This window comes from uncultured Fluviicola sp. (assembly GCF_902168135.1).
Lineage (GTDB): Bacteria > Bacteroidota > Bacteroidia > Flavobacteriales_D > Crocinitomicaceae > Fluviicola.
In genome coordinates, this window is record NZ_CABHOL010000054.1 from 12,538 (window position 1) to 26,724 (window position 14,187).

General features: G+C 41.7%; 12 protein-coding genes. 9 read left to right on the forward strand and 3 right to left on the reverse strand.

Annotated elements, in window-relative coordinates; translation table 11 throughout:
• Positions 1-41: 41 nt before the first annotated feature.
• Entirely contained in the window at positions 42-1,604 is a 1,563-nt protein-coding gene (locus QZT69_RS17880) for an NAD(P)/FAD-dependent oxidoreductase (protein ID WP_294679386.1), read from the forward strand.
• 15 nt (positions 1,605-1,619) lie between these two features.
• Here the strand turns inward: QZT69_RS17880 and QZT69_RS17885 are convergent, their stop codons facing one another.
• From QZT69_RS17885 to QZT69_RS17895, 3 genes are read right to left on the reverse strand one after another with little or no spacing between them, the layout of a single operon-like run.
• Positions 1,620-2,582, reverse strand: a complete 963-nt coding sequence (locus QZT69_RS17885; RefSeq protein ID WP_294679392.1) for a tetratricopeptide repeat protein — start codon at positions 2,580-2,582, stop codon at positions 1,620-1,622.
• Positions 2,583-2,590: 8 nt separating this feature from the next.
• Positions 2,591-3,274 (reverse strand): hypothetical protein, encoded by a 684-nt coding sequence (locus QZT69_RS17890; RefSeq protein WP_294679399.1) that lies wholly within the window; start codon positions 3,272-3,274, stop codon positions 2,591-2,593.
• 9 nt (positions 3,275-3,283) lie between these two features.
• Positions 3,284-4,012 carry an RNA methyltransferase gene (locus QZT69_RS17895; RefSeq protein ID WP_294679407.1) on the reverse strand — a complete coding sequence of 243 codons (729 nt, stop codon included), beginning with the start codon at positions 4,010-4,012 and terminating at the stop codon, positions 3,284-3,286.
• A 72-nt stretch (positions 4,013-4,084) separates the two neighbouring features.
• Between QZT69_RS17895 and QZT69_RS17900 the strand changes: the two genes are divergently transcribed.
• The 8 genes from QZT69_RS17900 (at position 4,085) to QZT69_RS17935 (ending at position 14,159) form a co-directional block, all read left to right on the forward strand.
• Positions 4,085-6,958 carry a BamA/TamA family outer membrane protein gene (locus QZT69_RS17900; RefSeq protein WP_294679413.1) on the forward strand — a complete coding sequence of 958 codons (2,874 nt, stop codon included), beginning with the start codon at positions 4,085-4,087 and terminating at the stop codon, positions 6,956-6,958.
• Positions 6,959-7,223: 265 nt separating this feature from the next.
• The gene (gene fbaA, locus QZT69_RS17905) at positions 7,224-8,297 is read left to right on the forward strand and encodes a class II fructose-bisphosphate aldolase (RefSeq protein WP_294679420.1); all 1,074 of its coding nucleotides are present in this window, start codon (positions 7,224-7,226) and stop codon (positions 8,295-8,297) included.
• Positions 8,298-8,306: 9 nt separating this feature from the next.
• Positions 8,307-9,152, forward strand: coding sequence for an acetyl-CoA carboxylase, carboxyltransferase subunit beta (accD, locus tag QZT69_RS17910; protein ID WP_294679426.1), 846 nt, complete (start codon positions 8,307-8,309; stop codon positions 9,150-9,152).
• A gap of 46 nt (positions 9,153-9,198) precedes the next feature.
• Complete coding sequence (locus QZT69_RS17915) at positions 9,199-9,759, forward strand: HutD family protein (protein ID WP_294679433.1); 561 nt, start codon at positions 9,199-9,201, stop codon at positions 9,757-9,759.
• A 195-nt stretch (positions 9,760-9,954) separates the two neighbouring features.
• Positions 9,955-10,878, forward strand: coding sequence for a hypothetical protein (locus QZT69_RS17920; RefSeq protein ID WP_294679436.1), 924 nt, complete (start codon positions 9,955-9,957; stop codon positions 10,876-10,878).
• Between the two features lie 10 nt (positions 10,879-10,888).
• The gene (locus QZT69_RS17925) at positions 10,889-11,386 is read left to right on the forward strand and encodes a hypothetical protein (protein WP_294679443.1); all 498 of its coding nucleotides are present in this window, start codon (positions 10,889-10,891) and stop codon (positions 11,384-11,386) included.
• Positions 11,387-11,568: 182 nt separating this feature from the next.
• Complete coding sequence (gene rpsO / locus QZT69_RS17930; RefSeq protein WP_144333364.1) at positions 11,569-11,838, forward strand: 30S ribosomal protein S15; 270 nt, start codon at positions 11,569-11,571, stop codon at positions 11,836-11,838.
• A 170-nt stretch (positions 11,839-12,008) separates the two neighbouring features.
• Positions 12,009-14,159: a polyribonucleotide nucleotidyltransferase gene (locus QZT69_RS17935; RefSeq protein ID WP_294679449.1), complete on the forward strand. Its 2,151-nt coding sequence runs from the start codon at positions 12,009-12,011 to the stop codon at positions 14,157-14,159.
• Positions 14,160-14,187: the final 28 nt, after the last annotated feature.

The window sequence follows — 14,187 nt, forward strand, 5'->3', positions numbered from 1 at the left end:
CCCTTTGTGGTTAATGCTTAATCCCTTATCTTTGACCCCAAATGCAGGTACAATTCCAATTTTCCCCTGAAGAAGCAAAAGACGAACACTTCATTCGTTCAGCCATTTCCCGTGAATTAAAACTTCCTATCGACTCATTTGCATATAAATGGCACAAGCGTTCTATCGATGCACGCAAACGCGATATCAAGATCAATGCGAGTTTTGAGGTGTTCCCGGATGGAGTTGTTCCGCCGTTTGAACCGGAGTTTACTCCGCTAAAAGCAACGGAAGATTCTAAGATCGTTCACATCATCGGGGCGGGGCCAGCAGGTTTGTACGCCGGACTGAGAGCTTTGGAACTAGGGCTGAAACCCGTTGTTTTTGAAAGAGGAAAAGATGTGCGTTCCAGGAGACGTGATCTTGCAAGGCTCAACAAAGAACACATTGTAAACCCGGAATCCAACTATTGTTTCGGTGAAGGTGGGGCAGGAACTTATTCGGACGGTAAGCTGTACACACGTTCTAAAAAACGCGGAGATGTCATGCGTGCTTTGAAGTGGTTCGTTCATTTCGGTGCTCATGAAGACATTATTGTAGACGCACATCCGCACATCGGTACGAATAAATTACCGCAAATTATTGTTGCCATGCGCAATTGTATCCGCGAATACGGAGGTGAAGTGCATTTTGAATCAAAACTGACAGATCTTACTATTACAAACGGAGAGATTCAGGCTATTGAGATCAATAAGGAACAAGTTATTCCGTGTAAAGCTTTAGTACTGGCAACCGGTCATTCCGCCAGGGATATTTTTTACCTTCTGAAAGAAAAGCAGGTAGCTATCCAGGCGAAAGCATTCGCATTGGGAGTAAGGGTTGAACATACCCAGGAAATGATAGATGAGATCCAGTACCACGGAAGACACAACGATTGGTTTCTTCCCCCGGCTTCTTATTCACTGGTAACTCAGGTTGCAGACCAGGGAGTTTATTCTTTCTGTATGTGTCCGGGAGGGATCATTGCACCATGTGCTACTGAAAACGGCGAAGTCGTTACAAACGGTTGGTCACCATCCAAACGGAACAATCCGACGGCTAATTCCGGAATCGTGGTAAGCGTGGAGCCGGCTGAATTACCTGGTTATTCACCAAAAAATCCGTTAATCAGCCTTGAATTCCAGCAAAAGGTGGAACAGGAATGCTGGAAAGCAGCCGGAAGTACGCAAGCCGTTCCTGCTCAGCGCCTGAAAGACTTTGTGGAAGGTAAAAAATCAAAAGATTTCCCGAGAACTTCATACCAGCCGGGAATTGTTTCTGTTGACCTGAATGAGGTTCTTCCGGATTTTATTGCAAAAAGACTGCGCCAGGCCTTTAAGGATTTTGACCGGAAAATGCGCGGGTTCCTGACCAATGATGCCGTGCTTCATGCGCCGGAATCACGCACATCCAGCCCGGTTTCCGTGCCAAGGGATAATGACACCTGCATGAGTATCAATACCAAAGGATTATTTCCATGCGGAGAAGGAGCAGGCTACGCCGGCGGGATTATTTCAGCAGCAATAGACGGAATGAAGTGTGTGGACGCGGTAAAAATGTATTATGATTCAATTCATAATTCATAATTACATCTCAATAGTTCATTTTAAATTTTCAATTTCCTCCGCCAACTTCAAATCTTCTTCCATCAGCTTTGTCTCTCCCAATTCCTTGTAAATACCAGCTCGTGTTTTTAAAAGTTCCGGAGTAGGATATACCAGTTGCAGCAGCAGATTAATATCCCCAAGTGCTTCGGGATACCTTTTAGCCGCGATATAAACCAAAGTGCGGTTATTGAGTGAGGTTGTTAAGAAAGGGTTGTAAGAAAGTGCTGTTGTTAGATCTTCCAGTGCGCCAGTACCGTCATGTTCCGAAATTTTGACTTGCGCTCTTTTCTCATAAGCTTCTGCATAGCGTGGATCTATCCGGATTGCTTTGTTGATGGCTTGTAGCGCTTTTGCATTGTCTCCCAAACGGAAATAACAGTTACCGATGCTGTTCCAGGCTTCTTTGTAAAGGGAATCTTTCGATAGAATAGTCTTGAAATGACTAATGGCTTTCTCAAAGTTCTCCAGTTTGGTTTCACAGTATCCCAGGTAAAGAAGCGGCGAAAGGTCCGATGGATTGTGTTTCAATAAGACGAGTAAATCCGCCTTGCAAGCTTCGTAATTTCCGGTTTTGTAATACAGGGTCGAACGGTCATTAATCGCCTCGTAATAATCGGGCTTCAATTCGATTGCCTTGTTGATATCTCGTATGGCTTGCTCCAGGTCGCCTTTTTCATAGTTCACTTTTGCCCGCGATTTATAGGTGGAAGCTTCAGTCGGTCTCAGGGAAATGTATTTGTCAATATCCTGCAGTGCTCCGTCAAAATCCCGCAGTAAATTCCGGTAGTAACCTCTTTGGATATAAGCTTCGGCATTGTTGCTGTCAGCCTGGATGCGGTTATTAGCTATGCGGATCGATAGCCGGTAGGAAGCGTATTTACTGGTGTCGATTTGGTCGAATTGAGCACTCAATCGAATCGAAATACAGATGAAAAATAAAATGTTCAGAAGTTTCATGAATCAACTTAGTCTTTAAAAAAAAGGCCCTTTGTTACGAATGTTTTTTGAAAATTACTTTTTGAGGTGGTAGTCACAACAATAATCTCTCCCGAAGGAATTTCCTTAACAAATTGAATCGCTTCTTTGGTTAGTTCATTTCCAGTACCTACGACTTCTTTGGAACCAGAATTCAATTTCCAGCTTATTAGGGTCATTTCTTCATCTCCGTTCCAATAATCTCTGTTTCTGCATTCAATTGAGGTAATATTAGAGGTAATTGAATTTCCTGACCGAACATTATCTAAATAGACATCATGGTATACACTATCAGCTACATTAAACGAAAAAGCACCCAAACAGACAGTTTTATTCGTAGTTCTATTGATACCATATATTATAATTCTACAACTACCAGATTTTGGGGTGTACACTAAATAATCGAGTGTATTTTCTTCTTGACTAAGTGTACAGTTTTCACATTCTAATTTTGTGTCATCGTAACCGTGTGAAATTGCAGATAAATAATTCAGGGAATCTTTTATGAAGGTGTAATTCTGGTTGGAAATCACCATAAATGACCGAGGGTTGTTAATAGTCATTTCTTTACCGGTTCCACCTGCAAAAGTTGTTTTGGGGAACTTTTTTTTCGATTGTGAAAACACCATCGGCGCAATCAATAGTAATAAAATAACAATCAGGTACTTTTTCATATTGTAAGATCATTGAATAATTTCCGCCAGTAAAATAGCGGTTGCTGTTGCTACATTGAGCGATTCTGCCTCCCCGAAACGTGGAATGGTAACCGGAAAGTCTATTAATGCCTCAATTTCGGGACGAACGCCTTTTCCCTCATTTCCCATGATTAGGATCCCGTCCTTCGGATAATCAATCGATTTGTAGTTTTTTCCATTCAGCATGGCACCATATTTCTGCTGCGTACTGTTCTTTAAATAGCTTGCCAGGTCCGTGTAATGCACCGGAATGCGGTAAATGGCTCCCATGGAGGCCTGGATGACCTTTGAATTGTAGCAGTCCACAGTGTCTTTGGAACAAACGATTTGTTTCACACCGAACCAGTCAGCCAAACGCAGGATTGTTCCCATGTTTCCCGGATCCTGGATTCCGTCCAGAGCAATGGTAAACTGATCGGTCAATAAAGCATAGTCCGGACGCTTAAATACCGCAATGCATTTATTCGGAGTCTTCAATTCGGAAATTTGCTCTAATTCCTTAGTTGTAACGGTAACTGTTTTCGGATGGAATTGGCTCGGAATTTGCAAAGAAAATGTTTCAAGTGAAACGATGATTTCCAGATGCGAAGCAAAGGCAGAAAGTCCTTCAAGTACTGATTTTTCGCCTTCTACAACGAAAAGCATTTCCTGGTCCCGGTTTTTTTTCAACTGCAGGGATCGGATCCATTTTTGTTTAGCTTTAGAAAGGGCTTGCACTTTTTTTTGTCAAACATACCAAATTCGTGTCTTTTAAATGAATTTTTGTTTTGGTTTCTTATTTTTGTCTATATGTTGAGGGGATTTGAACAGCTTAATCTAAAGCACTTATTCGTAGTTCTTACGGTTGCTTTTGCTGTCCAGGGGTGTTTGTCTACCAAACTGGTCCCGGAGAATAAACATTTACTCAAAAAAAATAAATTCAAAATTGAAGGAGACAAAATAAGTACTTCTGAAGTGGAGGATGTTTTGAAACAAAAGCCAAACCTTCGGGTAATAGGTGTTCCTTTTCGACTGAAACTCTATAACTCTATTGATAGCACTAAAACAGAACGCGGGAGGATACGTAAACTCGATCGTTTGAATCGGAAAAATGCCAAAAAGACCAAACGGGAAATCCGCATCAATGAAAGAAGAAGACAGCGTGCCATTCGAAAAGGAGATCCGGATTATATCTACAAAACGATCAAACTGAAAGATACGCTGGACCCGAATTTGACCTTTAGACAATTGATAAAGTACAAATTCGGGGAAGCACCTGTTATTGCTGACACAGGGGCCATGTCGCGTTCGTTGGTGCAGGTGCAGGCATACATGCACTCAAAAGGATATTTCTACGCGGAAGTAAACGGTCATTTCGATACCATTCACCGAATGCTCAATAAGCACAAGACCAAGAAAAAAGTAATTGCCAATTACGAGATCAAAACCGGGCTTCGTATTTATATAGATACCGTGAAATTGATTTGTAAGAATCCGGTGATGACAGGTGAGTTTACATATTACATCCAGAAAGAGATGGATAAGAATGGATTGAACCCGGATTTCAAAGCAAGTATCGTCGATAAAAAAACAATTAACCTTCCGTTTGACGCCGATAAATTAAGTGCTTACCGGGGAGAATTGGCCCGTTACCTGCGCGACAGGACCTACTTTGGTTTTGTAGAGTCGAATGTGAGTTATAAAGCAGATACATCGCGAGCTACCAACTCAAAGGATAAGGAATTGAAAATGACCCTGACCGTAGTAATCGGCGACCGGGTTGTACCCAATGAAGATAATCCCAACGTCATAAAATACATTCCGCATGTTTCCACAAAAGTGGAAGAGGTTTCCTTCCATTTTTCAGATACCAGTTTTTTTAAAGGGAATTTTAGGGAAACAGTCGCAAGCAGAGGTTTGGAGTTAAAAGAAAACGGTTTCTTAATCTCACTGGATTCTCTGGTATACAGAAAAGTGCGTAAAAAAGTCGAAGATCCGGTTGCCAAAGAGCTGGGACTTCCGAGAAGCCAGCGAGTATACCTTAAAAGCAAAGTGGATTTCACCATTACGGGAAAGGCAAAAGATAGTATCGATTTCGATCCGAACAGGGTTGCAACTTTTTACTACAACACGAAACCCTTTGTTAGTCCTACATTGATTGAAGCCCAGAACTACCTGGAAAGCGACAATTATTACAAAGAATATTACCTGGAACGTTCCTTTACGCGTTTGGTGCAGTTGAACTTGTTTTCAGTGATCAAGCCGGAAATTGTAGAAACTTATCCCGGAAGCGGTGTTGTGCGCGTTCGTTATTACCTCGTTCCGGCAACCAAACAGAGCTTTAGTTTTGAACCGCGTGCAAAGAACTCTAACGGTTTCCTTGGATTAAGTGCGTCTCTGAACTATACGAACAGGAATATTTTCAGAACGGGAACGAACTTCATTTTTTCCGTTTCCGGTGGTTTTGAATCCAACCCTAGTGTTTTCAGTACGGATGATAAAGGGAACACGATCAAAACGCAGGGAAGAAGCTTTAACACTTTTGAATTCGGGCCTTCTGCTAAATTGGATATCCCAGGCCTTTTTCCTTTCGGGGTAACTATTCTTGGGAAAAGACAGCGCCCGCGTACGGAACTTTCAGCTGCATACAATTACCAGCAGCGACCGGATTTCGCAAGAAGCGTTTTGCAGTTCAACTACCTCTATAAGTTCCTGGTAGGAGATGGTAAAACCCAATCCGTTTCATTCGGTCTCCCTTTTGCATCCGTGATTAAGTATGTTTCACTTGATCCGAAACCGGATTTTGAAACCAAGCTTGCTCTGCTCAATGACCTGTTCCTGAAAAATGCATACCGCGATCAGTTCATATGGGAAGACTTCAAAATAACCTTTGATTTTGATAACTTAAATAAAACACGCAGAAAATTCCCGAAACTTCGTCTTACCTATTCCGGAAGTTTCTCCATTGCAGGAAACCTCTTGAATGCTATTACATCCATCAACCCGAAATACGATTCTCTTGGACATAAGTTGTTCATCGGTGTTCCTTATTCGCAGTTCTCAGTAATCGATAATAAGATCGTTGCCTATTACAAAACAGGAAAACACAGTCTCATCGCCTTCAGGACTATGGGTGGAGTTGGTTTCCCAATGAAAAACTCGCCGACATCCCTTCCTTACGATTATTCCTTCTTTGCCGGAGGATCGAACGACAACAGGGGATGGGCAGCAAGAACATTGGGACCGGGTGCCTACCAGGGATTACTGGATCCGGACCTGATTGCCACTCAAATCGGGGATATCCGTTTCAACGCGTCATTGGAATACCGTTTTGGCTCCGGCGGAATTTTGAATCATGCCCTGTTTATAGATGCCGGAAATATCTGGACAATGAATAAAGACGATAACCGGATTGGCGGACAGATCTCAGCACGTTTCATGAAAGAATTGGGTATTTCAGTGGGTTACGGACTTCGTTTCGACTTTAACTACTTCGTACTTCGTTTCGATTTAGGTGTACCGATCCACAATCCGGGCTTCCCGGAAGGAGAACGCTGGATATTTACCCCGAAACCCGAGTTCAATGCCAAAGCAGAGGCAGTCTATGGTGCGGAGTACAAAGAATCGATCCCTCAATTCCTTTACCCGATGCGTATCAACTTCGGGATCGGTTTCCCGTTCTAAGAATACTGTTTCTCAGTAGTGTATATTTCAGCATTGCAATTTTAACTCCAAAAAGCAGTATATCTTCTTTACTTTTGGTTTTATAAAGAAAACCTGGAGAAAATAAAAGAGACTATACATGCCATTCAATGAAATAGAAGCGATTAAAATCTGTGCTCATCCGCTTACCTCTGCGGGAAATAAAAACCATCAGACAATATTCTTCTACTCGATCAGATGTTATTCGGCGCTTTTCATTACTTTTACACCCCAAATAATGACTAAAATGGCTTATTCAATTAAACCCGGAGTTGCCTCTGGAGATGAGGTTCAGGAAATTTTTCGTTATGCGAAAGAAAAAGGTTTTGCGCTTCCGGCAGTAAATGTAACAAGTACTTCTACAGTCAATGCAGTAATGGAAACTGCTGCGAAGTTAAACTCCCCGGTGATCATTCAATTCTCCAATGGCGGAGCACATTTCTTTGCAGGAAAATCCTTGTCTAATAAAGACGAAAAAGCTGCAATTTTAGGAGGAATCTCAGGTGCGAAACACGTTCATGCTTTAGCAGAAGCATATGGCGTAACCGTAATCCTTCATACCGACCACTGTGCCAAAAACCTGCTTCCATGGATGGATGGTTTGCTGGATGCCGGAGAACAGTTCTACAAAGAAACCGGGAAGCCCCTATACTCTTCCCACATGCTCGATCTTTCCGAAGAACCGATCGAAGAGAACATTGAGATTTGTAAAAAATATTTGGCTCGTATGAGCAAAATAGGTATGACACTGGAAATCGAATTGGGAATTACGGGTGGAGAAGAAGACGGAGTAGACAATAGTGATGTTGATTCCTCCAAACTATACACTCAACCCGAAGAAGTTGCATATGCGTATGAAGAATTGATGAAAGTAAGTCCGCGTTTTACGATTGCGGCCGCATTCGGAAATGTTCATGGAGTTTACAAACCGGGGAATGTGAAATTGACACCGAAGATCTTATTGAATTCTCAGAAATACGTACAGGAAAAATTCAATACAGGACATAATCCGGTTGATTTTGTGTTCCATGGAGGTTCAGGTTCAACAGTAGAAGAAATTCGTGAAGCAATTGGTTACGGAGTCATCAAAATGAACCTGGATACAGACCTTCAGTTTGCATTTACAGAAGGAGTTCGTGATTACGTGACTTCTAAGATCGAATACCTGAAAACACAGATCGGTAACCCGGAAGGAGAAGATGTTCCGAATAAGAAATACTACGATCCGAGAAAATGGCTGCGTGAAGGCGAATTGACGTTCGTACAGCGATTAGAAAAATCTTTCTCAGACCTGAATAATATCAATACATTGAATAAATAAGAGAGTGATATGAGTTGGTTTAAACGTTCCAAAGAAGGTATTACTACCTCAACAAAAGATAAAAAAGAAACTCCCGAAGGATTGTGGAACAAGTGTTCCCGTTGTAAGACATTGTTCACACACGACGATCTGGAGAAAAATAATTATGTGTGTGACCGCTGTTCAAACCACGAGCGTATCGGTTCCGAGCAGTACTTCAAAATTATTTTTGATGAAGGGAAATACACCGAGATCAACGACAAAGTTACTTCGGGTGACCCTTTAGAGTTTGTTGATACTAAGAAATATACAGACCGTATAAAAGCTACCCAGAAAGCAACAGGTTTAAAAGATGCGATCAGAACAGCATACGGAGATATGAACGGTTTCCCGTTTGTAGTAGCTGCAATGGATTTTAATTTCGTAGGAGGTTCGATGGGGTCTGTAATGGGAGAAAAGATTGCCCGTGCAATCGATAAGGCTATCGAATTAAAAGCACCTTTTATGATTATCTCGAAATCAGGAGGGGCTCGTATGATGGAAGCAGGATTTTCACTGATGCAGATGGCAAAGGTTTCCGGTAAACTGGGACAATTGGCAAGTCACAAACTTCCGTATATTTCCTATTTGACAGATCCTACAACCGGAGGTGTTACCGCTTCTTTTGCAATGCTTGGAGATATTAATATCGCAGAACCGGAAGCATTGATAGGATTTGCCGGGCCACGCGTAGTGAAAGAAACTATTGGACGTGACCTTCCGGACGGGTTCCAGACTTCCGAGTTCGTTTTGGAACATGGATTCCTGGATTATATTATTGATCGAACAGAATTGAAAGAAAAATTAGGACATTCCCTGAAACTTTTCAGATCATAATAACGTAACAAATTCCTCCCGGCTGACCGGGGGGATTTTTTTTGCCATGAAGATACTGACTGAAACGGACTTTTTAATTACAGCCTGGAGTGGCGGAACAACCACCCAGCTTTTTATTTCGCCGGAAGGAACAACCTTGTCCGAACGTAATTTCGACTGGCGAATCAGTTCCGCATTAGTGGAAACGGAAGCATCCGATTTCACGATCTTCGATGGGTATGAGCGTATTTTGATCCCTTTGAAAGGAAAACTGGAAATGGAGCACCAGACACCTAATGGGGTCATTCAGCAAAATGTCAGTGAATTCCAATTGGCGCGCTTCAGCGGTTCCTGGCCTACCAAAGCAAAAGGAAAACTAACCGATTTTAACCTGATCTTCAAACCGAATTACCATCCCAAAGTACACGTAACCCTTTTTTCAGAAGAAAAAACTATTGATATTGAAGGCGGGGTACATATTCTATTCCTTCAGGAAGGAATCTGCAAAGCGGACGGTCGTGAAGTTCATGCTCCTGCAATATTGGTAAATGAGCAGCACAGAGAATGGAACATTACCTGTTCAGCCGGTTCACGGATTATTTCCATAGAAATGGATTTAGTAGGTTGATTTCCTGCTTATTTACCTGTAAATACCAGTTAAATCGCTTAATTAAGCCAATTTTCCCGTATACATTTAATTATTCGTTGAAATAGTATGAATATTCATTTGTTCAGAAAATATTTTCATCAGGTATTCACGTATATGGATGAAAAGTATATATTCGTTCTACTGAAAACTAGTATAACTAAAGACAGATTTACCTTGAACAAATTAATTAGCATATTCACTTTTATCTTTTTGCTTACCAATATAGGATGGTCTGCAAAAGGGAATAAAGCAGATACGTTGAATAAACTGGATGCTAACGGGAAGAGAACCGGCTATTGGGTTGTTGATGAGGAAAATGATGCTACTACACTGGAAAGTAAATCAAAAAGAAAAGAAGGAAGATACGTTAAGGGACGAAAGTTCGGTGCGTGGATCTGCTATTATCCTGATGGGGAAACTCCTAGATTGATAGGGGAATACCTTGATAACAGACCTGGCGGTGCTTATTTCCGCTTTGATAAAAAAGGGGAATTGCTTCAGGCAAGTACTGTTCCGAGAAAAATTATACAATCTCAGAGTTTAGAAGTGCACAACGGATTATTTGACTGCCGTATGATGTTTCATAATCGTGAAATGGTTGCCGGACAGGTTTTCTTTGCTAAACGCGTATTCAGTGTGCCTTATTCATACCAGTTTTGGGTAGAAGAATCGCTTAATCAGAACCAATCGCAAAATGCAACGGTAAATTTTGCCTGGTTGTCATTAAATTACCAGCAATTGTATTCTACCTACCTGAACGTGAGAACACCGCACAAAGTAACAGTAGAGAATCCTGAAATCCAAAACGTAGTAAGTAAAATTGAACGTATCCAGGATTCAAATACTAGTAATTCGAACATGCGTAATTCCATCATGAATGCACCATTTGTGCATACACCGCGTGTGGCAAAAGGAGCAACTTTCCAACCGAACGGATTCAATAAATTGTACACCAATTCCGATGAGATCTGGATAGACGGACAATTTAAGAACGGTCAGTTGAAAGACGGAAAAGTGTTCGTCTACGACCGTGACGGCGTTTTGCTGAAAGTCCGCATTTTCAAAGATGGAATGTATGTTTCTGACGGAGGACTTTAATTAATTGCGAATGAATAATTCCAAGTTCCGGATTATTCATTTGGTATTTTCATTAATACTTGGTTTTTCTTTTGTTTCTTATTCTCAAAATGTAGAACATTTGTTCCCTGATAGGGGATGGATTCAGTATGTTGGAGTAGGGGATTTGGATGGTAAACGCATTGTTTCCGATATACGTGTAGTACCAAAAGATTCGACCAACCTTGAGATACATGTGATATTGGAGATTTTGACCGATTGGAAAATAACCGACACTCTCCAGTTTAATCTGGTTTTTGATCCGGCTGCAAATGCCAGGATTAAAGCCGGTAAAAAAGACGTGGAAGCTGTGCGTTATCGTATGAAAAATTCGGAAGTTTTTATTGATTTTGAGAAACCGGTTTCATTTACTTACCACAATCAAAACAAGGAATTGATAACCACATGGGTAAGCCATTACGCATGGATCAATTTCCCGAAAGAACTTAAAAAATATCAGCAAGCCCTTGAGGTCTACTACGAAAAATGATTAATTATGAATGGTTCAATGATAAAGATGATCAGCTAGATCCTAGGCAATTTATAATTACGGAATTGACAATTAAAGAATAATTCGCAATTCGGCATTCGTAATTCGGAATTATCTAGTATCTTTGCAACGGATTTCCAAGAGTTGGAGTTCTACATAATAATCATTCAAGTAATATTGGCATGTATTTAGATTCAGCAAAAAAGAAAGAAATCTTCGCTAAACACGGAGGTTCAGAAACAAACACAGGTTCAACAGAAGCACAAGTTGCTTTGTTCACATTTCGTATTGCTCACTTAACGGAGCATTTGAAAAAGAACCGCAAAGATTACGGAACACAAAGATCTTTGCAATTATTAGTTGGTAAGCGTCGTAGTATGTTAGATTACCTGAAGAAAAAGGATATCGAGAAATACCGTGCGTTGATCAAAGAATTAGGTTTACGTCGTTAATTCGAATTTTCAGTAGGAGCGAAAAATTTTTCGCCCCTACTTTGACAAAATATTAAAAGGGGGGCTTGTCGGAATTATCCGGTGTCCCCCTTTTTGTTTAAATCGTTCGTGGAACGGAAAATAGCAGGAACGCGATTAATCGCGTTCGTATAAAAATGTAATAGATAAATATGAATATAGGAATCAAAAAGTCCATCGTTACTGGCGGGAAAGAAATTTCCATCGAGACCGGAAAATTGGCAAAACAAGCCGACGGGTCAGTAGTGTTACAAATGGGCAACACGGTGCTTTTGGCAACAGTAGTTGCAGCACCTGAGGCAAAAGAAGGAGTAGATTTCCTTCCGTTAACGGTAGATTACCGTGAAAAATATGCGGCAGCAGGTCGTTTCCCGGGAGGTTTCTTCCGTAGAGAGGCGCGTCCTTCTGAAGCAGAGATCTTAATCATGCGTTTAGTGGACCGCGCATTGCGCCCATTATTCCCGGATGATTACCATGCTGAAGTTCAGTTGATGATCCAATTGTTGGCTTACGACGGTGTAAACAACCCGGATGCATTGTGTGGTTTGGCAGCTTCTGCAGCAATTGCAGTATCTGATATTCCATTCAACGGACCAATGTCGGAAGTACGTGTTGGACGCGTAAACGGTGAGTGGATCGTAAACCCAACAATGGAAGAAATGAAATCGGCTGATATCGATTTGATGATTGCCGGTACCATGAAGGATGTGAACATGATTGAAGGAGAGTTCAAAGAAATTTCCGAATTGGAAATGGTTGAAGCCATTAAGCTTGGTCACGCAGCCATCCAGGAGCAATGCCAGTTCCAGTTGGATCTTGCAGCAATGATCCCGACAGCTAATCCGAAACGTGAATATTCTCACGAGACGCATGACGAAGCTGTAAGAGCGAAAGTATACGAATTGGCAATGGACAAGTGTAAGGAAGTTGCACGTCAGGGCCTTGCAAATAAAGCGAAACGTACGGAGTTGTTCGACGCTATCAAAACAGAAGTAAAAGCAGCATTTACAGAAGAGGAATTAGAGACCGTAAGCGGATTCATTTCTACTTATTTCTCTGAAGTGAAGAAGAAAGCGGTTCGTTGGGTGATGTTGAACGAACAAAAGCGTTTGGATGGTCGTAAATTCGATGAGATTCGTCCGATTTGGGCTGAGGTAGATTACTTACCGATGGTTCACGGATCTTCCGTGTTTACACGTGGGGAAACACAGTCATTGACAACATTGACCCTTGGAGGTAAAATGGATGAGCAATTGATCGACGGAGTAACTTTCCACGGAACAGAGAAATTCTTATTGCATTATAACTTCCCTCCGTTCTCCACAGGAGAAGCGAAGCCTTTGCGCGGAACTTCCCGTCGCGAGATCGGACACGGAAACCTGGCGTTACGTGCGTTGAAGCCGGTTCTTCCTGAAGATAACGCTTATACAATCCGCTTGGTTTCTGATATTTTGGAATCAAACGGTTCTTCTTCCATGGCAACAGTTTGTGCAGGTACATTGGCATTGATGGACGGTGGTGTTCAGATCAAAGCGCCTGTATCAGGTATTGCAATGGGATTGGTTGCCGATGAAGGTAAATTTGCAGTATTGTCCGATATCTTAGGAGACGAGGATCACTTAGGAGATATGGACTTCAAAGTAACCGGTACTGCAGCAGGTATTACAGCTTGTCAGATGGATATCAAAGTAGACGGATTGCCATACGAAGTATTGATCCAGGCATTGGAGCAGGCTCGTGCAGGTCGTTTACACATCCTGAACAAGATCGTTGAGACTATCGCGAAACCAAATCCGGATTTCAAACCGCAAACTCCTCGTATCGAAGCATTCAATGTGCCTAACGATATGATTGGAGCAATCATCGGACCTGGAGGAAAAATCATCCAGGGAATCCAGAAAGACACGAATACAACCATTACAATCGAAGAATTGGAAACAGGTGAAGGTCGTGTTCAGATCATGTCCAACAATGGGGATGATATGAAAGCTGCGGTTTCCCGTATCCGCTCTATCGCATTCCCTCCAACTGTGGAAGAAGGAATGGAATACGAAGGAAAAGTGAAAGCAATCAAAGATTTCGGTGTATTCGTTGAAATCCTTCCGGGAACAGACGGGTTGATCCATATCTCTGAGTTCTCCTGGGAGAAAGTAGCGAAAATGGAAGACGTAACAAAAGAAGGAGACGTATTGAAATTTAAAGTAGTCGGAAAAGACCCGAAAACGAAAAAATGGAAATTGTCTCGTAAAGTGTTGTTGCCAAGACCGGAAAAACCGACTGCGGAAGCTCCAAAAGCTGAGTAATTGAAACCAGTATAAAAGAAAAGCCCTG